15 protein-coding genes are annotated in these 22,612 nt (G+C 67.4%); 10 read left to right on the top strand and 5 right to left on the bottom strand.

Translation table 11 applies throughout. The features are described from left to right. Positions 1-7 precede the first annotated feature (7 nt). Entirely contained in the window at positions 8-2,131 is a 2,124-nt protein-coding gene (recQ, locus tag ACFPU0_RS09100) for a DNA helicase RecQ (RefSeq protein ID WP_377692595.1), read from the bottom strand. 136 nt (positions 2,132-2,267) lie between these two features. Between recQ and ACFPU0_RS09095 the strand changes: the two genes are divergently transcribed. From ACFPU0_RS09095 to lapD, 4 genes are all read left to right on the top strand, one after another. Next, positions 2,268-2,855, top strand: coding sequence for a UPF0149 family protein (locus ACFPU0_RS09095; RefSeq protein ID WP_377692594.1), 588 nt, complete (start codon positions 2,268-2,270; stop codon positions 2,853-2,855). 11 nt (positions 2,856-2,866) lie between these two features. Further along, positions 2,867-3,268: a YbaN family protein gene (locus ACFPU0_RS09090; RefSeq protein WP_377692593.1), complete on the top strand. Its 402-nt coding sequence runs from the start codon at positions 2,867-2,869 to the stop codon at positions 3,266-3,268. A 71-nt stretch (positions 3,269-3,339) separates the two neighbouring features. Next, positions 3,340-4,035: a cysteine protease LapG gene (lapG, locus tag ACFPU0_RS09085; protein ID WP_377692592.1), complete on the top strand. Its 696-nt coding sequence runs from the start codon at positions 3,340-3,342 to the stop codon at positions 4,033-4,035. Between the two features lie 3 nt (positions 4,036-4,038). Next, positions 4,039-5,985 carry a cyclic di-GMP receptor LapD gene (gene lapD / locus ACFPU0_RS09080; RefSeq protein WP_377692591.1) on the top strand — a complete coding sequence of 649 codons (1,947 nt, stop codon included), beginning with the start codon at positions 4,039-4,041 and terminating at the stop codon, positions 5,983-5,985. A gap of 21 nt (positions 5,986-6,006) precedes the next feature. On the opposite strand, the gene ACFPU0_RS09075 is transcribed toward lapD, so the two are convergent. Continuing rightward, the gene (locus ACFPU0_RS09075) at positions 6,007-6,636 is read right to left on the bottom strand and encodes a class I SAM-dependent methyltransferase (protein WP_377692590.1); all 630 of its coding nucleotides are present in this window, start codon (positions 6,634-6,636) and stop codon (positions 6,007-6,009) included. 112 nt (positions 6,637-6,748) lie between these two features. On the opposite strand from ACFPU0_RS09075, the gene potE reads away from it, so the two are divergent. From potE to ada, 3 genes are all read left to right on the top strand, one after another. Beyond that, a complete protein-coding gene (gene potE, locus ACFPU0_RS09070; RefSeq protein WP_377692589.1) occupies positions 6,749-8,086 on the top strand; it encodes a putrescine-ornithine antiporter in 1,338 nt (445 codons plus the stop codon). Next, positions 8,083-8,976: an amino acid ABC transporter substrate-binding protein gene (locus ACFPU0_RS09065; RefSeq protein ID WP_377692588.1), complete on the top strand. Its 894-nt coding sequence runs from the start codon at positions 8,083-8,085 to the stop codon at positions 8,974-8,976. Before potE ends, ACFPU0_RS09065 begins: the two co-directional genes overlap by 4 nt. 81 nt (positions 8,977-9,057) lie before the next feature. Continuing rightward, positions 9,058-10,122, top strand: coding sequence for a bifunctional DNA-binding transcriptional regulator/O6-methylguanine-DNA methyltransferase Ada (gene ada, locus ACFPU0_RS09060; protein WP_377692587.1), 1,065 nt, complete (start codon positions 9,058-9,060; stop codon positions 10,120-10,122). A gap of 540 nt (positions 10,123-10,662) precedes the next feature. On the opposite strand, the gene ACFPU0_RS09055 is transcribed toward ada, so the two are convergent. Next, a complete protein-coding gene (locus tag ACFPU0_RS09055; RefSeq protein WP_377692586.1) occupies positions 10,663-11,709 on the bottom strand; it encodes a Gfo/Idh/MocA family protein in 1,047 nt (348 codons plus the stop codon). Positions 11,710-11,781: 72 nt separating this feature from the next. Between ACFPU0_RS09055 and ACFPU0_RS09050 the strand changes: the two genes are divergently transcribed. The 3 genes from ACFPU0_RS09050 to ACFPU0_RS09040 all read left to right on the top strand — a co-directional run bounded on the left by ACFPU0_RS09050 (position 11,782) and on the right by ACFPU0_RS09040 (position 15,489). Next, positions 11,782-12,726 (top strand): LysR family transcriptional regulator, encoded by a 945-nt coding sequence (locus tag ACFPU0_RS09050; RefSeq protein ID WP_377692585.1) that lies wholly within the window; start codon positions 11,782-11,784, stop codon positions 12,724-12,726. A gap of 91 nt (positions 12,727-12,817) precedes the next feature. Then, complete coding sequence (gene gltS, locus ACFPU0_RS09045; RefSeq protein WP_377692584.1) at positions 12,818-14,008, top strand: sodium/glutamate symporter; 1,191 nt, start codon at positions 12,818-12,820, stop codon at positions 14,006-14,008. 2 nt (positions 14,009-14,010) lie between these two features. Next, on the top strand, positions 14,011-15,489 hold the full coding sequence (locus ACFPU0_RS09040; protein WP_377692582.1) for a TAXI family TRAP transporter solute-binding subunit: 1,479 nt from the start codon (positions 14,011-14,013) through the stop codon (positions 15,487-15,489). 299 nt (positions 15,490-15,788) lie between these two features. Here the strand turns inward: ACFPU0_RS09040 and ACFPU0_RS09035 are convergent, their stop codons facing one another. Both ACFPU0_RS09035 and ACFPU0_RS09030 read right to left on the bottom strand, forming a co-directional pair. Then, entirely contained in the window at positions 15,789-16,127 is a 339-nt protein-coding gene (locus ACFPU0_RS09035; RefSeq protein ID WP_377692580.1) for a tryptophan synthase subunit beta, read from the bottom strand. A gap of 23 nt (positions 16,128-16,150) precedes the next feature. Continuing rightward, positions 16,151-22,546: a retention module-containing protein gene (locus ACFPU0_RS09030; RefSeq protein ID WP_377692578.1), complete on the bottom strand. Its 6,396-nt coding sequence runs from the start codon at positions 22,544-22,546 to the stop codon at positions 16,151-16,153. Positions 22,547-22,612 lie beyond the last annotated feature (66 nt).

The following is a 22,612-nucleotide window of genomic DNA, read 5'->3' as shown; positions in this document are numbered from 1 at the left end:
GCTTCGATCAGGCCTCGAATTCCGCCTGCAGGGCGGCGCGCACGCAGTGCAGCACGCCATCGGGCACCCGGCCGGCGAAGCGTTCGGCCACCTCCGCCACCGGTGGCAGCTCGCCTTCGCCGTCGAGGAAGGCGTCCTGGATCTCGCTCAGCAGGTCCTCGGGCAGGTCCAGGGCCTGTTCCAGGCTGAGCTGCTGGTTGCCGATGGTTTCGGCCAGCAGGCTGTAGACATTCTTCTCGCTGCAGTCGAGCTGGCGGGCGATCTGCGCCGGGGTCATGCCGGCGCGGGCCAGGCTGACCAGTTCATGGCGCAGGTCGGTAACGGCGCGGGGCGCTTCCCCCGCGCCATTGAGCACCTCGAGGAAGGCCTGGCCGTAGCGCTCCAGCTTGCGCGCGCCGACACCGCTGACCTGGGCCATGTCGGAGAGGCTGCGCGGCTGGCTGCGCAGCATTTCCAGCAGTGTGGCGTCGGGGAAGATGACGTAGGGCGGCACGCTGTGCTCCTCGGCCAGCTTGCGGCGCAGGGCACGCAGGGCCTCCCACTGCGCGCGCTCCTCGCTCCGCACCAGCTGGCTGGCGGCACTGGCCGCGGGCTTGGGCGCCTTGGCCGAGAGGTCCCGGCGCAGTTCCAGGCGTACCTCGCCGCGCAGCAGCGGACGGCAGGCCTCGGTCAGGCGCAGGCCGCCAAAGCCCTCCAGGTCGACGTCGGCCAGTCCACGCGCCACCAGCTGGCGGAACAAGGTGCGCCACTCGCCCTCGGACATGCCCTTGCCCACGCCGAACACCGACAGGTGCTGGTGGCCGGCGGAGCGCACCTTCTCGTTGTCGCGCCCCAGCAACAGGTCCACCAGGTGGCCGACCCCGTAGCGCTGGCCGCTGCGGTAGATGGCCGAGAGCGCCTGGCGCGCCGGCTCGGTGGCATCCCAGGTCTGCACCCCGTCGGTACAGATGTCGCAATGGCCGCAAGGTTCGGGCAGCACTTCGTCGAAGTAGGTCAGCAGCGCCTGGCGCCGGCAGCGGGTTTCCTCGCACAGGGAGAGCATGGCATCCAGCTTGTGCTGCTCGATGCGCTTGTGTCGTTCGTCGCCTTCGGAATTGCTCAGCATCTGCTTGAGCAGCAGCACGTCCTGCAGCCCGTAGGCCATCCAGGCGTCCGCCGGCAGGCCGTCACGACCGGCGCGGCCGGTTTCCTGGTAATAGGCCTCGAGGGACTTGGGCAGGTCGAGATGGGCCACGAAGCGCACGTTCGGCTTGTCGATGCCCATGCCGAAGGCGATGGTAGCCACCATGATCAGCCCCTCCTCATTGAGGAAGCGCTTCTGGTGGTAGGCCCGCAGGTCGTTGGCCAGGCCCGCGTGGTAAGGCAGCGCCGGGAAGCCCTGCCCGGACAGGAAGGCCGCCACCTCCTCCACCTTCTTGCGCGACATGCAGTAGACGATGCCGGCATCGCCACGGCGCTCGGCGAGGAAGCCCAGCAACTGCTTGCGCGGCTGGTCCTTGGCGACGATGCGGTAGAAGATGTTCGGTCGATCGAAGCTGGAGAGGAAGCGCTCGGCGTTCTGCAGGTGCAGGCGCTGGACCATCTCCTCGCGGGTGCGCATGTCGGCGGTGGCGGTCAGGGCCATGCGCGGCACATTGGGGAAGAACTCCGCCAACTGCCCCAATTGCAGGTACTCCGGACGGAAATCATGGCCCCACTGGGACACGCAGTGGGCTTCGTCGATGGCGAACAGGCCGATCGGCAGGCGCTGCAGGAAAGCCAGCATGCGCGGTTGCACCAGGCGCTCGGGAGCGAGGTAGAGCAGCTTGATCTCCCCACGGCGCAGGCGCTCGGCGATATCCCGCTGGGCCTCGGCGGACAGCGTGGAGTTCAGCGCCACGGCGGGCACGCCCAGTTCGTCGAGGGTGGCGACCTGGTCTTCCATCAGGGCGATCAGCGGCGACACGACCACCGTCAGCCCGTCCCGCAGCAGCGCCGGCACCTGGTAGCAGAGCGACTTGCCGCCGCCGGTGGGCATCAGCACCAGGGCATCGCCGCCCGAAGCGACACGGTCGATGATCGCGGCCTGGTTGCCGCGGAAAGCGTCGTAGCCGAATACGTCTTTGAGGATGCGCTGTGCCTGGTCGAGCATGGGGGTCTCCGGAACAAGCCGCGCATTATACGTCACCCGAACCGGCAAGATGCCCTCGCCCATCGCCCGCGCTTTTGCCGCGGGCCTCGCACTCGACTAGAATTCAGCGTCGATTCTTTCTCAAGGTAGTCCCACGATGTCCTTCGCTGAGCAACTGTCCCGCCTGCAAGCCTTCCTCGATGCCGATGACCTGCACGAGGAGGCTCTGGACTATGTGGCCGCCCACGGTTACCTGACGGCCCTGTCGATCTGCCCCGACCAGGTGCCGGAGCGCGAGTGGATCGACGCCCTGTTCGCCGAGCCGCCGCACTACCGCAGCGACGCCGAGCGCGACGAGATCGAAGCCACCCTGCTGGCCCTCAAGGCCCACATCGCCCGCCAGCTGGCCAGCGATGAAGACCCCGAGCTGCCCTGCGACCTGGATCTGGGCGAAGATCCGGACGATTCCGACCTGCGCGGCTGGTGCATCGGCTTCATGGAAGGCGTTTTCCTACGCGAGGAGACCTGGTTCGAGGACGCCGAAGAGGAAGTCAGCGAGCTGCTGCTGCCGATCATGGTGGGTTCCGGCCTGTTCGACGAGCAGCCCGAGTTCGCCGATATCGCCAAGGACCGCCACCTGGTGGATGAAATGGTCGAGCAGATCCCCGAGCTGCTGACCGCACTCTTCCTCCTCTGCAACGCCCCGGAAGAAAAGCCCGCACTGCTCAAGCCCCGCCACCACTAAGGCCGGCGCGGATGGCGCACGGCGATATCCGGCAGCAGCGCCACCCGGCGCTGCGCATGGTCCTGCTGGTGGTTGGCTGGCTCAGCGTCGTCCTGGGCGTGATCGGCATCTTCGTGCCGGTATTGCCCACCACGCCTTTCCTGCTCCTCGCCGCGGCCTGTTTCGTACGCAGTTCGCGGCGTTTCTACCTGTGGCTGGTGGAACACCCGAGGCTCGGCCCCTGGATCCGCGACTACCTGGAAGGCCAGGGCATTCCGCTCAAGGGCAAGGTCTACGCCCTGGGGCTGATGTGGACCAGCATCAGCCTCTCCTGCTTCCTCGTGCCGATGCCCTGGGCACGCGGCTTCATGCTCACCAGCGCGGTGCTGGTGAGCATCTACATCCTTCGCCAGAAGACCCTGCGCAGCCAGTGACGCCCGGCACAGGCCGGCAGAGCCGGCAATGCCTGCCTAGAATCTCTGCATCCCGGGCGGAGAGACGGCTGATGCGGCAACGGCGGGTGGCAATGGGACTGCGGCAACCCTCGTGGCTGGCATGGCAAGGCGCCGTCCTGCTCGCCGGCCTGCTGCTGTGCCTGGCCGGCGTGCTGGCCAGTTGGGACTTCGACCTGATCATCCGCAACGCCGAAAAACGCTATGGCGACCTGGGTTCGGCGAAGGCGCGCATCGTCGCCTGGAGCGACCTGATCCAGGCCAGCGTCGAACTGCCCGAGGCCGAAAAGCTCAGCGCCGTGAACCGCTTCTTCAACCGTGAACTGGACTTCACCGACGACATCCGCACCTGGCGCGACAATGACTACTGGGCCACCCCGATCGAGGCCCTGGTCAAGGGGGCCGGCGATTGCGAGGACTACGCCATCGCCAAGTACTTCACCCTGCGCCGCCTCGGCATTCCCGCCGAAAAGCTGCGCATCACCTACGTCAAGGCCTTGCGGCAGAACCAGGCGCACATGGTGCTCACCTACTACAAGACGCCCACGGCCGATCCCCTGGTGCTGGACAACCTGGACGGCGACATCCTTCCTGCCTCCCGGCGCACCGACCTGCTGCCGGTGTACGCCTTCAACGCCGAGGGGCTCTATACCGGAGCCAAGCGCGCCGGCGACACCAAGCGACTGTCGCGCTGGCAGGACCTGCTGAAAAAGATGAGAGCCGAAGGCTTCGCCATTGGAGAGGGTTAGCCCATGTCGTTACTCAAGCAACTGTTCCTGGCCATCTGCCTGCTGCTCGCGCTGGCCTTCGCCGGCAGTTTCCTCGCCGGGGTGGAAAGCTCCCGCGAGCAACTGCTCAGCCAGTTGCGTTCACATGCCCAGGACGCCGCCACCGCCCTGGGCCTGTCGATGACGCCCCATGTGGACGACCCGGCGATGATCGAGCTGATGGTCAGCTCCATCTTCGACAGCGGCTACTTCGCCAGCATCCGCGTCGTGCGCATTCCCGATGGCGGCGTGATCGCCGAACGCAGCGCCACCACCAGCAGCGAACAGGTGCCGAACTGGTTCGCCCACCTGGTCAACCTGCGGCCCCAGGGTGGCGATGCGTTGATCATGCGCGGCTGGCAGCAGGCGGCGCGGGTGGAAGTGCTCAGCCACCCTCAGTTCGCCCTGGCCAAACTGTGGGACAGCGCCCTCGGCAGCCTGGCCTGGTTGCTGCTCTGCGGCCTGATCAGCGCCCTGGTGGGCGCCTGGCTGCTGCGCACCCAGCTGCGCCCGCTCGACAGCATGGTGCAGCAGGCCGAAGCCATCAGCCGTCGCGAGTTCCTTGCCCTGCCCAAGGTGCCGCGCACCCCGGAATTGCGCCGCGTGGTGCTGGCCATGAACCAGATGGTGGACAAGCTGCGCAACCTTTTCGCCGAGGAAGCGGCGCGCAGCGAACGCCTGCGCGAGGAGGCCTACCAGGACAGCCTCACGGGCCTGGCCAACCGCCGCCAGTTCGACATCCGCCTGGCCAACCAGCTGGTGCCCAACGACCAGAACGCCGCCGGCTACCTGCTGCTGCTGCGGGTCAATGACCTGGGCGGCCTCAACCAGCGCCTCGGCGGCCAGCGCACCGACGCCCTGATCCGCGACATCGGCGAAACCCTCGACAACCTGCTGCGCCAGCGCGGTGCGGCGGACTGGCTGGCCTCGCGCAGCCGCGGCGGCGAATTCGCCCTGCTCGCCCCCGGGCTCGGCAGCGAAGACGCCGAGCACCTGGCCCACAGCCTCGCCGATCAGCTGGAACACCTGCACGCCACCGGCGCCAGCGACCGCAGTCCGGTGGCCTTCCTTGGCATCGCCGCCTATCGGCCGGGGGAAGAAATGCAGAAGGTGCTGGGGCGCGGCGACCAGGCCCTCACCCAGGCCACGCAAGGCCTGGATCGCCCCTGGGTGCGCCTGGACGACTACGACGACGCCCCCGGCCAGAGCCAGCACGACTGGCGCGGCTGGATCGACGATGCGCTGAACCAGGGCAAGCTGCGCCTCTACTTCCAGCCCGTGGCGCTGTGCGCGAACACCGGCGAAACCCTGCACCACAAGGTGCTGGCACGCCTGCTCGATCCCCAGGGAGAGGCCGTGGCCGCCGGCCGCTTCCTGCCCTGGATCGAACGCCTCGGCTGGGCCGCGCGCTTCGACCTGGCGATGCTCGAACATTGCCTCGCCCACCTGGAACAGCACCCCGCCCCCATCGCCCTCAGCCTGTCCGCCTCCAGCCTGCGGGAAGACGCCAATCGCGAGCGCCTGCTGGCCCTGCTCAAATCCCACCCGCGCCAGGCCGCGCTGCTCACCCTGGAGCTGGACGAACGCCACCTGCCGCCGGCCAACCAGTTGGCGCAGATCTGCCAGGCCATCCGCGAAACCGGCTACAGCCTGGGCCTGCAGCATTTCGGCGGGCGTTTCAGCCTGATCGGCAACCTCGCCCACCTGGGCCTGGCCTACCTGAAGATCGATGCCACCTACATCCGCGCCATCGACCAGGAAAGCGACAAGCGCCTGTTCATCGAGGCGCTGTTCCGCGCCACCAACAGCATCGACCTGCCGCTTATCGCCGAGATGGTGGAAACCCCGGGCGAACTCGACACGCTGCGGGAACTGGGCATCCAGGGCGCCATGGGCCGCCTGATCGGCGCACCGGCGCCCTGGCATGAGTAGGCCGAGGGCGCCGGCCGCCGCTTAACCCACCCGGCGCCAGACGCTCGCCAGCCAGGGCTGTTGCGCCTGCGGCAGGCCGGCCGGACGGTAGTAATGCTCCAGGGCTTCGAAGCCCGCGTCCTCCACCAGGGCCTTCCAGTTTTCGTAGTCGTGCCAGGCCCCGTAGCGGCTGCCGCTCCAGCCCTCGTCGTTGTGGCCACGGGGGTTGGAGCTGAACAACACGCCGCCGGGCTTCAAGGCGGCGCGCAACTGGCGCAGGACGCGGGGCAGTTCCTGACGCGGGACGTGGAACAGGCTGGCGTTGGCGAAGATGCCGTCGAAGCGCTCGGCGGGCAGGTCGAGGTGGAGGAAGTCCTGGTGCCAGACTTCGCAGCCGGAGTCGGCGCGGGCCATGGCGACGAAGCTTTCCGCGCCGTCCAGGCCGATGGCCTGGTGACCCAGGCGGGTGAAGGCACTCAGGTCACGGCCCGGCCCGCAGCCGAAATCGAGGATGGTGAAGGGGGTGCTACCCCGGATGTGCCGCAACAGCGCCTCGATGTTCTGGCTCACGTCATGGTCACGGGTGCCTTCGCGGAAGCCCTCGGCGTTGCGGTTGTAGTCGTCGAGGGTGGTGGCGGTGATGTTGTCGAGGTCTTCGGGACGCAATCGCATGGGCGGCTCGGCACGGCATGTGGCAGGAAGATGAATTCTACTCCCGGACCGGCGGCAACAATGGCGGGCTGCGCCTATCTTTCTGGGACACTTTCCTTCGAAGGACTCGCGCATGGCAGCTTCCGGCAAGAAAATGAGCCTGACCGGGCTCACTACCCTGGTGGCGGTGAACATGATGGGCTCGGGCATCATCATGCTGCCTTCCAGCATGGCGCAGCTGGGTGCGATCTCCCTGCTGTCCTGGGTGATCACCGCGGTGGGCTCCATGGCCATCGCCTACTGCTTCGCCCAGTGCGGCATCTACTGCACGCGTTCAGGCGGGATGTCGGCCTACACCGAAGAGGCCCACGGCAAGTCGGCCTTCTTCCTCTGTTCCTATCTCTACTTCCTGTCCCTGGCCATCGGCAACGTGGCCATCGCCATTTCCGCCGTGGGCTACCTGACGCCCTTCTTCCCCTGGCTGGGCAGCGGCGCGATGCCCTTGTTCATCGGCGCGGTAGGGCTGATCTGGTTGACCAGCCTGGCCAACTTCGGCGGGCCGAAAATCACCGGACATATAGGTTCGATCACGGTCTGGGGCGTGATCATCCCGGTGGCGGGCCTGTCGGTCATCGGCTGGTTCTGGTTCGACACCGAGGTCTTCGCCGCGGCCTGGAACCCCAACCAGATCACCACCGGCGACGCCATCACCCAGAGCATTCCCCTCACCCTCTGGGCCTTCCTCGGCATGGAGTCGGCCGCGCAGAACTCCGATGCCGTGGAGAATCCCAAGCGCAACGTGCCGCTGGCCTGCCTGCTGGGCACCCTGGGCGCGGCGGTGATCTACGTGCTCTCCACCTCGGTGATCATGGGCATAGTGCCGAACCCCGAGCTGGCCAATTCCAGTGCGCCCTTCGCCTTCGTCTACGCGAAGATGTTCAATCCCCTGGTGGGCGACCTGATCATGGGGCTGGCGGTGATGGCCTGCGTCGGCTCGCTGCTGGGCTGGCAGTTCACCCTGGCGCAGACCGCCAAGGTCACCGCCGACCAGAACATGTTCCCGGCCCTGTTCGCCAGGGTCACCCTGCTGGGTGCGCCCATAGCCGGGCTGGTGGCCAACGCCCTCCTGCAGAGCGCCATGGCCATATCCACCATTTCACCCAACGCCTCGGAGCAGTTCGGCAAGCTGGTGAACCTGGCGGCGGTGACCAACATCGTGCCCTACATCACTTCGCTGTCGGCGTTGCTGGTGATCATGCAGAAGGCCGGGGTGACGGGTTATCCGCACCACCGCAACGTCATAGTGCTGATCATCGCCATGGCCTACAGCTTCTATGCGCTCTACGCCTCGGGCACCGAGGCGGTGTTCGGCGGCATGATAGTCACCGCAGTCGGCTACCTGATGTTCGGCTACATCGCCGACCGCTTCCTCGAGCGGCGTGCAACCCTGGAAACGGAGGTCCGGTCATGAAATCCCGTCTCCCCCATGTCGCCCTGCTGCTGGCCAGCCTGCTGCCGCTGCTGGCCAGCGCCCAGACCCTGGACCGGATCCGTGCCAGCGGAACCCTCACCCTCGGCTACCTGCCGGACCAGCCGCCCTTCACCTCCACTGCGGGTGAAAGCGCCTCCGGCTATGCCATCGACCTCTGCCAGAAGGTCGCCGACCAGCTGCGCACCCAGCCCGGCCTGGCCTCGCTCAAGGTACGTTTCGTACCCCTGGCGCCGGACAAGGCCCTGGACCAGGTGCGCGACGGCGGCGTGGACCTGCTCTGCAGCCCGATGGTGGAAAGCCTCAAGCGGCGCCAGAGCGTCTCCTTCTCCCTGCCCGTGTACACCGCCGGGATAGGCGTGGTAGTGCGCAAGAACGCCCCACTGTCCCTGGTCAAGGTGCTCAGCGGCCAGGTGGAGCAGACCGGTCCCACCTGGCGCGCCACCCTCAATCGCGGCCTGGCCGCCCACAGCTTCGCGGTGCAGGGCGGCACCCTGGTGGAAACCTGGGCGCGAGAAAAGCTGCGCTTGCTGAAGCTGCTGGTCACCCTGGAGACCGTGGCCAGCCCCGCCGAAGGCGTCGGCCAGGTGGCCAGCGGCAAGGTGGATGCCTTTTTCGCCGACCAGATGACCCTGCGCAGCCTGGTGGCGCGGGATACGGCCAACACCGAGCTGATGGTGCTGGACCGCCGCTTCGAGTTCGAGCCGGTCGCCCTGGCCATGGCCCGTGGCGACGAGGACTTCCGCCTGCAGGTGGATACGGCGCTGAGCCAGCTCTACCGCTCCGGCGGGATAGTGCCGCTCTACAGCAAGTACTTTGGCGCCCCCGGTGAACTGGACCAGACTCTGTTCAAGGTCTATTCCCGTCCCTGAATTCGACCGCAAGAGTCAGGATGCGGGCGGCCTGCTGCCCGCATACTCTCTGCCATGAACGCACTCAATGCCGATAGCGCCATGAAAGCCCCTGCCAAGACCGCCACCGAACTGGACCCGCGCTGGGCCGCCGTACAGGCGCGCGACCCGACTGCCGACCGGCAATTCGTCTATGCCGTGAAAACCACCGGTGTCTACTGCCGGCCCAGCAGCCCGACCCGCCTGCCGCGGCCGGAGAACGTGGAGTTCTTCGATAGCGCCGCACAGGCCGAGGCTGCCGGCTACCGGCCCAGCCGCCGTGCCGCCGCCGACATGAGCAGCGTGGCGGCGCAGCATGCAGCCCTGGTATCGGCCGCCTGCCGGCAGATCGAAAACGCCGAGGATGTGCCGGGCCTGGAAGCCCTGGCCGAGTCGGCGGGCATGAGCCCATCGCACTTCCACCGGGTGTTCAAGGCCGTCACCGGCCTCACCCCCAAGGCCTATGCCCGCGCCCGCCGCGCGCGCAAGGTGCGTGACCAGCTCGGTCCGGGCGCCTCGGTGACCGAGGTGCTCTACGACGCCGGTTTCAACTCCAACAGCCGCTTCTATGCCGACTCCGCCCAGGTGCTGGGGATGAAGCCGGCCGACTATCGCGACGGCGGCACCAACAACGAAATCCGTTTCGCCCTGGGCGAGTGTTCCCTGGGCTCCTTCCTGGTGGCGCAAAGCGGCATCGGCGTCTGCGCCATCCTGCTCGGCGACGATCCCGAGGCCTTGTTGCGCGACCTCCAGGACAAGTTTCCCCGTGCCTGCCTGATCGGCGGCGACAGCGACTTCGAACAGCTGGTGGCCAAGGTGGTCGGCTTCATCGAAGCGCCGAACCTCGGCCTCGACCTGCCCCTGGATGTACGCGGCACCGCCTTCCAGGAACGGGTGTGGCAGGCGCTTCGGGAAATCCCCCCGGGCAGCACCGCCAGCTACGCGGAAATCGCCGAGCGCATCGGCTCGCCCCGTGCGGTACGTGCCGTGGCCCAGGCCTGCGGCGCCAACAGCCTGGCGGTGGCCATTCCCTGCCACCGCGTGGTGCGCAGCGACGGCAACCTCTCCGGCTACCGCTGGGGAGTGGAACGCAAGCGCCTCCTGCTGGAGCGCGAGGCCCGGGGATGAAACGCTGGACCCTGCTGGATGCGAACGGGTCGCCCTGCCCCAGCCCGTTGCCCGGCACCCTGGGCGGGTATCGCAAGGGGCGGGTATGTGCGGGAACGGGTGTTCTTTCTCGATGAAGCCACCGCGCGGGCGGCGGGGTATCGGCCATGTGCGCGGTGCATGGGCGAGGCTTATGCGCGGTGGAAAGCCCATCGCGAGTAAACATCCACGTTCGTAGAACCTGGACTTGCGCTGGCCCCCTGGAAAGGGGCGAATCCTCCCCGTGCACAAGACTCCCCCTTTCGCCTGGCCTGGTTCGGCACCACGTCAAACCGCCGGTGCGCACGGCGCACCCTACCGCATCGGCTTCATCCTGCTAGCCCGGGAATTCGAATCGTCACAGCGCGTAGGGTGGAAATCCCTTTGGGGATTTCCACCATCGGTGCCCTGCATGGCCTCGCTGGTGGATAGAAAAGCGCTATCCACCCTACACGGCTTGCGAAACCCATCGATCCGACAGCATGGGTTTCGCTCCGCTCGCGGAGCGCCGCCCGCCCCATCCTACTCGACCGGCACTGTTCCACCGTCTCGCGCGGCCCGGGCGATGGCCTCGACCACCCGCAGGTTCTGCAGGCCGTCGCGCACGCTGACCAGGGGTTCGGCCTCGCCGCGGATGACCTGGCAGAAATGTTCCAGCTGCCGCGCCAGCGGGTCCTGCCGCTCCAACTCGGCCGTTTCGCAGGTGAAGGGCTTGAACCAGGAGCGGTCCTCGGGCCGTTCGTAATACTTAAGGCGCAGGGTGGGCACGGCCAGGGAGCCGCCGGTACCGGCGATCAGGTAGCAGTCCTCGTCCGCGTAGCTGGGGTAGTCAGGGTTTTCCCGGGAGGTCTGTTCCCAGCTGCGCGCCGAGGCGGCGGTGTCGGAAAGCAGGAAGCTGCCCAGGGCGCCATTGGCGAAGCGCAGGCCGATGGACACCGTGTCTTCCACCGGAAAGCCCCGCGTCGCGCTCGAGGCCAGGGCCTGCACGGCGACGATTTCGCCGCACAGCGAACGCAGGTTGCCGATCTCGTGGATCAGGTTGATCAGCACCGGTCCGCCGCCGGGCTGGCGGCGCCAGGGCGCGGCGTCGAAGTAATCGTCCGGCTTGTAGAACAGCGCGCTGCCCATCACCGCCACCAGTTCGCCCAGGCGGCCCTCGCGGATGATCTGCCGCGCCCGCTCCAGAATCGGGCTGTGGGCGCGGTGGTGGCCCACCAGCAGCGGCACGTTCGAACCGACGGCGGCGGCCAGCAGCCGCTCGCCTTCCTCCAGGCTGTGGGCCACAGGTTTCTCGATCAGCGCCGGCACGCCGGCCTGCAGACAGGTCAGGGCCTGTTCCACATGCAGCTGGTTGGGTGTGGCGAGGATGATGCCGTCGGGGCGGCCGGCCTCGAACAGAACTTCCAGCGAGGCGAACAGCGGCACGCAGGCGCGGCGGGCGACTGCCTCGGCGGCGGGGCTCGGGTCCACCAGTGCGGCAAGCTGGCAGGCCGGGTTGGCCTGGATGAGTTCGAGGTGGCGCTGGCCGATCAGGCCGGCGCCGGCAATGGCGATGCGGAGGTTGTTCATGGGGCGATCCATTCCTGGGGAAGCGGTGGATCGAAAGACTAATATTCGCTATCAAACCTATAATCAGCCCCCATGAAAAATCAGAATGCGCTATTAGCGAACAATGATCCCTTCCTGCGTGACCTGCTGCTGTTCTGCGCCGTGGCGCGGCGTTCCAGTTTCATCGCCGGAGCGACGGAGCTGGGCATTTCCCCTGCCCATGTCAGCAAGCGTATCGCCATGCTGGAAGAGTCCCTCGGGGTCAAGCTGTTCAACCGCACCACGCGGCGGGTGAACATCACCGCCGATGGCGAGGCGGCCTTCGCCTGGGCGCAGAAAATCCTCGAAGACGTGGAAGGCATGGTGGAATCGCTGTCCGGATCGCGCGGCGAACCGCGCGGGGTGCTGCGCATCGCCACCAGCCTGCGCCTGGGTCGCGACCACCTGTCGCCGGTGCTGTCCCTGCTGCGCCAGCGCCATCCGGGCCTCGAGGTCTGGCTGGAACTGCTGGACCGGCGGGTGGACCTGATCGGCGAGAACTTCGACATCGACCTGCGGGTGGGCGAGGTCCAGGAACCGCACCTGATCGCCCACAAGATCGCCGAGAGCCACCGGATGCTCTGCGCCGCTCCCTCCTACCTGGCGCGCCGCGGCCAGCCACGGACCCTGGCCGAACTGGCGCAGCACGACTGCCTGCTGTTCCGCGAGCGCGAGCTGGGTTTCGGCGTCTGGCGCCTGAGCGGACCGGGGGGCGAAGAAACGGTGAAAGTCACCGGCCCCATGGCCTCCAACCACAGCGACGTGGTGTGCCAGTGGGCCCACGAAGGGCACGGGGTGATCATGGCCTCGGTCTGGGACGCGGCCCCGAGCATCAGGGCCGGCAAGCTGGTACGGGTGCTGCCGGCCTACCAGCAGGCCGCCGACGTCTGGGCCGTCACCGCCGCGCGGGCTTCGGGCTCGGCCAAGGTGAAGCTCTGCATCGACTTCCTCAAGGAGCACCTGACCCAGGGCCCCCACGCCCTCGATACCCACCTCTGAACGCCGGTTCGACAAGCCCGCCAGCCTTGGCTAGACCTCTAGGCAAGTAGTCCCGCGTCGCGCGGGGCAGTACCTGGCAGGAAGCACCGACGTGACCCTCAATCCCCTCGAAACCCTTCTCCTGGCCGCCCTCGCACTGCTCCTCGGACGCTGGGTCAACCGCCTGATTCCCGTGCTGTCGCGCTACAACATCCCCGAGCCGATCACCGGCGGCCTGCTGTTCGCCATCGCCCTGTCGGTGGCCGGCGCGTTCAGCGATTTCCGCGTGGAATTCGACAGCACCATGAAGCCCGCCCTGCTGCTGGCATTCTTCTCCGCCGTGGGGCTGTCGGCGGACCTGGCCATGCTCAGGCACGGCGGCAAGCGGCTGGTGCTCTTCGTCATCACCCTGATCCCCTTCCTGTTCCTGCAGAACATCCTCGGCATCCTGGTCGCCTGGGGCCTGGACATGCACCCCTTGATGGGCCTGGTAGGCGGCACCATCACCCTGGTGGGTGGCCACGGCACGGGCGCGGCCTATGCCGAGCGCTTCGCCGAGGTGAACAACCTCCAGTCCATCATGGAGCTGTCGATGACCGGCGCCACCCTCGGCCTGGTGGCCGGCGGCATCATCGGCGGCCCCCTGGCCCAGTGGCTGATCAAGCGCCACAAGCTGGCCGGCAGCGGCCCCCGGGGCGAGCACCATGAAATCACCGGTGAATCGGCACCGCCGGTGACCACTACCAACTTCCTCAATGTGCTGGCCGCCACCATGGCCGCCCTGGTGGTCGGCCAGTTCCTGGCCGGGAAGTTCGGCGAAGGCGCGGTGACCCTGCCGAGCTTCATCTGGTGCCTGCTGCTGGGAGTGACCATCCGCAACACCCTGCCCCTGGTGGGTGTGCGACTGAACGACGGAGGCATCGACCTGCTGGCCTCGGTGACCCTGTCGCTGTTCCTGGTGATCACCATGATGGCGCTGAGCCTGGGTCACGTGGCCAGCGTGGCCGGCCCGCTGTTCGTGATGCTGATCGCCCAGTCGGCCCTGGCCATGGCCTTCGGCGCCTGGGTGGTGTACCGCTTCACCGGCCGCGACTATGAAAGCGCCGTGCTCTCGGCGGCCTTCTGCGGCTTCGCCATCGGCGCCACGGCCACCGCCATCGCCAACATGCAGGCCATCGCCCACAAGTACGGCCCGGCGCCGGAGGCCTTCATCGTCGCGCCGCTGGTGGGCGCCTTTCTCATCGACCTGCTCAACGCGCTGGTACTCACGGGTTTCCTCGCGTTGCCGGGAATGGGAGGTTGACCATGCTGCGCGCCCTCCTCCTCGCCCTGCTGTCCCTGGCCCTGGCCGCCTGCTCCAGGGGCCCCGACCAGACCACCCTGGAAGCCGAAGTGCAGCAGCGCCTGCAACAGGCCTTCGGCACCGGCGTACTCAGTCTCAGCGAACTGGACCGCCGCGGTTCGGCCAGCGACGCCAACGCACCGGAAGGCGAGAAACGCCTGGTGATCTATTTCGACAGCACCCTGAAAGTGGAGCGTGACCAGGACTTCGGTTCCTGGGATTCCCCCGGCGTCGCCAGCCTGATCAGCGCCCTGGGCGCCGGGCCGCGCGGGCTGTCCGGCATCCGCAACCAGGGCAACAAGCAGGGTGACCTGCTGAACGCCCACGGCAGCCTGATCTACCGCCAGACCGACAGCGGCTGGGAAGCCGTGGTGCCCCAGGGCTTCAAGGCGCCACCCGCGCCGGAAACCGTCGAGCCCGGCGTGGGCCAGCCCCGCGAGCAGCTGATGGCGGCGATGAGCACCGCGCTGAACCTCGCCCCCGGCGGTACCGGGGCGAAGGAGCGGGACATCATCTCCGACGAGCTGAACCGTTCCCTGAGCAATATCCAGGGCCGCCTGAGCCGTCTGCAGAAGGGTTTTCCCCTGGCCGGCGGGCCAGCCGCCGGGCAGTACGCGCGGCTGGCCCAGGCCATGACCAGCCTGCTGCGTGCCAAGGGCGTGCAACTGACGCCGCTGACCACCGAAGGCGGCCTGGACAACCTGCGCATGCTGCGCAGGGGCGATGTGGTGCTGGCCCTGTCCCAGAGCGATATGGCGCAGCTGGCGGTGAATGGCGCCGGCCCGTTCGCCGAATCCGGTCCCTACGCCAGCCTGCGCGCCCTGGCCAGCCTCTATCCCGAAATGGTGCATGTGCTGGCGCGTGCCGACGGGCCGGTGCGCGACATGGCCAGCCTGCGCGGCAAGCGGGTCAACCTCGGCCAGCCGGGCTCCGCCTCGCGGGATACCGCCATCGCCGTCCTGGCCGCCCACGGCATCGAGCCGGAGGACCTGGCCGCGGCCGCCAGCCTCGACCTGCAACAGGCGCTCACCGCCATCCGCGACGGCCAGCTGGACGCCACCCTGCAGGTGATAGGCGCCCCCGCCGACAGCATCCGCGCGGCCAGCGAGGCCATGCAGCTGCGCCTGGTGCCGCTGGACGAACAGGCCATTGGCCAGCTGGAAACCAACCGCCCCGGCACCTTCGCCACCCAGGTGGCGGCCGCCACCTACCCCAACCAGGCGGCGCCGGTGCCCACCCTCGCCGTCAGCGCCCTGCTGCTCTGCGACGAATCGCTGAGCGCGAGCGAAGCCGAACAGCTGATGGACCTGCTCTTCGCCACGGACAACGACTGGCTGGCGGCCGGCAGCATCCAGGGCGAGCAGTTGTCGAAGGCCAACGCGCGACGCGCCCTGGCCATTCCCCTGCATGAAGGTGCGTTGCAGGCGCTGGAGAAGCCGTGAACGAAGGGGCGTCAGCCGCCCGACCCATCCTACGAGCGACCGGCTGGAAGCTGGAAGCTGGAAGCTGGAAGCTGGAAGCTGGAAGCTGGAAGCTGGAAGCTGGAAGTGCGTAGGGTGGATGTCGCTTTTCACATCCACCAGCGGAGCCTGGGCGAACCGCGAAAGGTGGACCGGTGAAGCGTGGTCCACCCTACGGGGCCGCTGCGCAGCCCTTCGCGAATGAATTCACCCCACATCCCGTTTTTCGTCCAGCCTCCAGCCTTCAGCGCTTCTGTCGGCTTTTCCGACAGTTCAGCCGCTCAAGAGGGCATACCTGTCTCGTCGGCCTCCGGGCCACCACGGTCACCGACCCGGGAGCGGGCCTGGGCGCGGTGCTGGAGTTTGCGGCGCGCGGGCTCGGGGAGGTCGGTGTAGTTCAACAATCCCCGGCTCACCAGCACCTGCAGCAGATCCTCGAGTACCCTCACCAGCTCAAGGTCGGAGTGCTGCAGGGCCATCAGGTGGTCATGCAGGCAACGGCTGGCGAACCAGGTCCGCACCTCCGGGTCGTTGGCCGACAGGCTCTGGGTCATGCAGTCGAAGGGCTCGTGCTCCACCCGCAGGACCCTGCCCTTCTCGTCGCGCTGTACGTAAACCATGGTCCCTCCCCTGCCCCCGACACCTAGACGTCCACCTTGAGTGCGTTGTCTCCGAGCATGTTGTCGATGATCTGCGCCTCGTCGGTGGTGCCGTACAGCGTCGCAAGGTTCACGTTGTCCAGCACCACTTGCTGCTCCACGGGGCCCGTCGCCTCGGTCTTCACGGAGACGCTGGTGGTGGTCCCGGCGAAGGCGAAATCCAGGTAGTTCTGCAGCTCGTTCGGGTCCTGACCCACGCCGCCCAGCAGTTGCGACAGGTCGAGCACATCGGAGTTGGCGCCGCTGGTATCCACCTGGAAGTCGGTGATGTGATCGACGTTCCCATCCAGCCCGCCTTCCTGCCAGACGAAGCTGTCCTTGCCGGCGCCGCCGCTCAGCGTATCCGCCCCCAGGCCACCGACCAGCCAGTCATCGCCATCGCCGCCCTGCAGGACGTCGTTGCCGGCAAGGCCGAACAGATGGTTGTCGCCGCCGTTGCCGGTCAGGGTGTCGTTGTGATCGGAGCCGACGAGGTTCTCCAGGTTGGCCAGCGTGTCGCTGCCCGCTCCGCCGGTGTTCTGCGCCGTGGTGGTATCCAGGCTTACCGTGACGCCGCTGCCGGCATGCCGGTAGCTGGCGGTATCCATGCCACCCAGGCCATCGATCAGGTCATTGCCCGAAGTGCCCTGGATGACCTCGTCGGCGGCGCTGCCGGTGAAGCTCGAACCGTTGACGATGGCGACCTCCAGCACCTGGGGACTGGTCACGTCGCCGTCGGCATCGACCAGCGAGAAAGTGAAATCGAGGTTGGCGTTCTGGGTGTTGCTCTGGGTGGTGACCAGGCCTATGTCGACGATCTTGATGACATCCTGGTCCGCGGTATCGGCGACCACGCCGCCATTGGCCTCGAAGGCCACCAGGGCCGCCAGTGCCAGGGAAGACCCGCCGGCAATGCCGGTATTGCGGTTCAGGTTGATGCCATGGCCCGTCACGCTCTCGGTCGAGGTCAGCAACTGGGCGCCGTAGATGAGGTAGTTTTCGCCCGCGGCGTTGTAGTCGTTCGACTCGATGATCAAGACGCCATCAGAGCCGTCGCCGAAGGTGATGCCGTAGGGATTGGTCTCGCCGCTCAGGAAGATGTCGGCATAGTCGACGACCACCGCCCGGGTGATCATGGAGTTGTCATCCGGGTCGATCAGTTTCAGCAGGACCACGAAGTCCTCCTTCCCGGTCAACTGATCGATCTTGAGGAACATCGCATTGGCGCGGGCATCGCCGGGGCCGGGGTCTACCGCGCCGCCGGGGCTGGTGCGATAGAAGTCCATGTTCAGCGCATCGCCGGCCTTGATGGTGTCGCTGGACACCCCATTGGCATTCCCCGAAATGCTCACCCAGCCCTGCCCTGCGGTGAACACATCGTTGCTGCCGAGATCCAGGTCGCCACCGGTGGTTTTCAGGGGTGACGGGGTGGATTGTGCGAGCCCGGTGAAGCGCACGTAGAAATCCCCCGACAGCCTGGACACCACGATTTCCGGCTGCGACGCGCCACCCGACACCAGGTCGAAGGTCTCCCGGCTCAGGGTATTGCTGGTCTGGACGATGCTGTAGCTTTCGATGGGCGAGTCCAGTTCGACGTTGTAGGTCCCGGCCAGCTTGTCGAAGGTGAGCGTCCCCGTCGCCTGGGCCAGGGGGTTGCTCGAGGACAAGGGATCCGGGTCGTAGCTGAACTGGATCTTGAATACCGCCGACGTATCGCTCTCCGACATCCAGCTGACCGTCGCCGCGGAAATGGACGAGGCGCCCACGGTGCCACTCAGGGTGATGGCCGAGAAATCCGAATGGGAGGCGCTGTAGGACGTCCGCGTATCGGCACCTATCAGGTAGTCGAAGGTGCCGGTCCCGCCGGTCGAGCCATTGCTGGCGTTCGCGTACACCAGGTTGCTCCTGGCTATCACCGCCGGGACATCGTCGACTATCTCGATGCGGACAGTGGCCGAGGCGCTCGCCTGGCCGTCGTCCACGTTGACAAGAAAGCTGTCCGTCTCCGTTGCGGGGCCGTCGGTAGTCGCTTCGCTCAGGGTGTAGCTGAAGCTGTAGGTGCCGTTGCCGTCGTAGCCGGTGATCGTCACCTGGCCATGGGCGGTGCTGAAGCTCTGATCGATCAGGCTGGCAAAATCGAAGCCGCCGCCGCTGAGGTCGAACGTCAGGCTGCCGATGCTGAGGAATTTCAGATTATCCAGCCCGTCCGTATCGCCCAGCCTGAACGTGCCGGTGACCACATTGCTGCCGTCGCCGGCGCTGGAGCCGTCCGGCAGGCCCTGCTCGTACACCTTGGCCAGGTAGCCTTCGCCGCCAGGCGAGCTGACCCCCACCGTGGGGGCGTCATTGCTGCCGCAGATGGTGAGGGTCAGGGTCGACTCGCTGGTGTCGCCATCGGCATCGCGCATGCAGTAGGCGTACTCCAGGCTGACCCGTTCGCCCGGGGCCAGGCCCTGCACCGCCGCGGAACCATTGGCCAGTTCGAAGCTGTAGCCGCCGTCGGCATAGAGGGTCAGCAGGCCGTAGGGGGTATTCACCAGCAGGCTGCCGTTGTCGCCGGGAGTGGCGCCGGCCACGGCGTTCCAGCTGGTGAAGGCCTTGGGCTGGTCGGCGCCGCCGGCATCGTTGTCCAGCACATTGCCACTGAGGCTGGTGGAGGGGCCGTCTTCGCTCAGGCTGCCGCTGTCGGCATAGGCCCGCGGCGTATCGTCATCCACCTTGATGTAGAGCGAACCGTCGGCGCGGTCGCCATCGCGATCGACGATCTTGTACTCGACCTCGAAGGTCAGGTCGTTCTCGTCGTACCCGTCGGGATGCAGGATGGGGGCGTTCTGGACGACGGTGTAAGCGCCAGTGAACCTGTCCAGGGTAATGGTGATGACGGTCACCTCACCCTGCTTGATCAACAGGCCGTTCGAGGTTTCCACGTAGGTGAAGCCATAAGGCGCACCGCTGTCCTGCAGCTCGATCTCGCCGGGGCCGTCGGCGCCGAAATCGTGGGGGATGATGCCACTGGTGTTGTGGCTGTCCGGGTCACTGTCGCCCCAGCCACCGGGGTTACCGTAGGGCAAGGCGTCGTCGTCGAGGCAGACGGTCACATGGGGGTCGATGCAGGGAGCGTCATCCCGGAAGCTGATGGCGCCGCCCAGTTCGAGGGTCGCGCTGTCCGTGTCGCCATCGCCATCGGTGAGGGTGGCGGTCAGGGTGACCAGGTCGCCGGCAGCCAGGCCGGTCACCTGGTCCGGGCCGCTATCGGGGCTGTGGAAGATCGCCCGCGACTGTTCCAGGGTCAGGGTTCCATCGGCCGCCACGCTGACACGGAAGGCCAGTTGTCCGCCCCCGGCCACGCGGCCGACGATATCCGCCCCCTCCTTGAACAGCAGGATGCCGTTGCCGGTCGCGCTATCCCGCAGCCCGCTGTCCACACCCGGCGACTTCACACCCAGGCTGTAGCTGATGGCATTGCCGGGCGCGGCGCCGTCGGCACCGAATACGGACGTGAAAGCGCCGGCGAAGTTGGTACTGTCGGTGACGCCGAGCGTGGTTTCGTCCACCTGCAGCTCGAAGCCGTCCAGGCCCTGCACGCGGATGTCCGGCACATCGTCGATGATGGCCACGGTCAGGGTACCGGTGCCGGTGTTGCCATTGGCGTCGGTCACCAGGAAGGTGAAGGTCTCGGTGAACTGCAGGTTGTTGCCGTTATCGCCCGGGTTGACCTTGGGCGCCGAGGTCAGGGTGTAGCTGTAGCTACCGTCGCTGCCCACCACCAACTGGCCGTACTGGCCGATACCGGCACCGGCTCCCAGGCTGAAGCTGTAAGGGCCGCTGCCACCGCTGGCCACCAGGGTGCCGCTGGCGAGCTCGTCGTTGCTCGCCGGTTCGCTGCCGAAGCCGAGGGCGGCTTCGCGCACCTCGGTGTCGGAGCCCGCCCCTACGCCGCCGATCACGGTGATGCTGGCGACATCGATGGTCAGGGTCGTGGTGCTGATATCGCCGTCGGCGTCGACCATGGTGTAGGTGAAGGTGTCCACCGCGCCGGCCTGGGCCAGGCTGTCGGGGTTGCTGGTGTAGCTGTAGCTGCCATCGGCGTTGAGCACCAGGGTGCCGAACAGGGTATCGATGGGCACGCCCACGCCCCCCGACACCGGGGTCGTCGTATCGCCACCGGCACGCACACCGACGACGCCGGTGGTCGGCGACGGGCGGCCATCGGCGCCGAACCGGTCGGCCACATTCCCCAACCCGGCACCGGTCACCACGTTGCCGTTGACGCTGCCGCCTTCGCTGACAAAGGCACGGTCGGCCATTGCCCGGGGCAGGTCGTCGACTATCTCGATGCCGACCGTGGCCGAAGCGCTGGCCAGGCCGTCGCTCAGGGTCACCAGGAAACCATCCGTCTCCGGACCATCGGCGTCCATGGTGGTCTCGTTCAGGGTGTAGCTGAAGCTGTAAGCGGCGGCGGCGGCGTCGAACCCGGTGATCAGCACCGTACCGTGGGCCACGGCGAAGCTCTGCCCCACCAGGCTGGCGAAGCTGCCGGTGCCGAGGTCGAGGCTCAGGCTGCCGACCGTCAGGGACTTGAGCGTGTCCAGCCCATCGGAATCACCAAGGCTGAAACTGCCGTTGACCACGGTGCTGCCATCGCCGGCACTGGAGCCGCTCGAAAGGCCGCGCTCGAAGACCTGGGCCAGGCCGCCCTGGGTATCCGGGGAACTGACTTGCACCGTTGGCACGTCATTGCTGCCGAGAATGCTGATGGTCAGCACTGCATCGCTGGGGTCGCCATCGCCGTCCCGCATGGAGTAGGCGTACTGCAGGCTGACCTGCTCGCCCGCGTCCAGCGCTTCCACCGCCGCCGAGCCGTTGGCCAGCACGAAGGCGTAGCTGCCGTCGGCATTCAGGGTCACCAGGCCGTAGGGGGTATCCACCAGCAGGCTGCCATTCGCCCCGGGAGTGGCGCCGGCGACGCCGTTCCAGCTGGTGAAGGCCTTGGCCTGGTCGGCGCCGGACAGGTCATTGTCCAGCACGTTGCCAGCGAGGCTCGATGGCACGCCCCCCTCGGCCAGGCTGCCGCTATCCGGGTTGGCCCGCGGCAGGTCGTCGACTATCTCGATGCGGACAGTGGTCGAGGCGCTGGCCAGGCCATCGCTGACATTAATAAGGAAGCCGTCCGTCTCCGGACCGGCGGCATCGAGGGTGGCTTCGGTCAGGGTATAGCTGAAGCTGTAGCTGCCGCTTGCGACATCGAAGCCGGTGATCAGCACCGTGCCGTGTTCCGCCGCGAAGCTCTGCCCCACCAGGCTGGCGAAGCTGCTGGTGGTCAGGTCGAGGGTGAGGCCGCCCACGTTGAGGGACTTCAGGTCATCCAGGCCATCGGGGTCGCCGAGCTGGAAGTTGCCGTTCACCACCGTGCTGCCATCCCCGGCCCCGGAGCCGCCGGGCAGGCCGCGCTCGAATACCTGGATCAGGCCGCCTTCGCTCTGCGGGAAGCTGACCTCCACCGTTGGGCCGTCGTTGCGGCCGACGATGGTGATGGTGAGGGTCGCCGAGCTCTGGTCGCCATTGCTGTCCTCGATGGTGTAGCCAAAGCTGAGGTCGACGCGCTGGTCCTCGTCCAGCGCTCTCAGCAGCGGGATCGCCCTGGCCAGTTCGAAGTCGAAGCTGCCGTCCGGATTCAGGGTCACCACGCCAAAGTCGGTGTTCACCTGACGACTGCCATTGCTGCCCTCCAGGGCCACGCCGACCTGCCACGACACGAACCTGAGGGGCAGGTCCGGCCCGCTGTCGTCGTTATCCAGCACATTGCCCAGCACGCGCGGGCCATCCTCGTTGGCGGTCCGTCCATCGTCGCGCGCCTGCGGCACGCCGTTGGCCGGCTCGTCGGCCGGAATGGCCGTCTCGGGCAGGGGGAATTCCGGGACGGAGCCGATGGGGCCGGTGGGGAATCCGATGGCGGGGTCCACCGAGCCGGCGGTCTCGCCCAGCAGCACGAAGGAGTGCCCGCCACCGGCGTTGCCGCTTCCGGCGCCGCCTGAACCGGGCCCTGCGGCCGTGGCCTCGGCAGCCCTGGTGGGGTCGACCCCCGCCTCGATGGCGGCCTGCAGCTTCTCGACGTCGGTGAGGTCCTGCTGGCTGGGGGCCGCCGGTGCGCTGTCGGCGGTCCGCTCCGGGTCGGGACTGCCGGCCAGCAGGGTGTTGTCCAGCGTCATGCTGCTGTCGCGTCCGAGCACCAGTTCCCGGCCATTGCCCAGGGCCACCGCCACGGCCCCATTGCTGCCGGTTTCCAGTTGCTCGCCGAAATACACGCGGTCGCCTTCGCTGAGCAACCGGCGCAAGCCATCGAGCCTGACCGCAAAGACTTCACCAACGACCTGACGGACGACCCCGATTGATCCAGCCATGACTCCTTCCTCCCGCACGACGTGCTGCCAGCCGGACAGCGCCGATCCCAGTCAATGAGGGGTCAC

Source organism: Pseudomonas sp. GCM10022186 (genome assembly GCF_042656385.1).
Taxonomy (GTDB): Bacteria; Pseudomonadota; Gammaproteobacteria; order Pseudomonadales; family Pseudomonadaceae; genus Metapseudomonas.
Note: the sequence above shows the minus strand (reverse complement) of the source record. Positions and strands in the feature narration are given on the sequence as shown.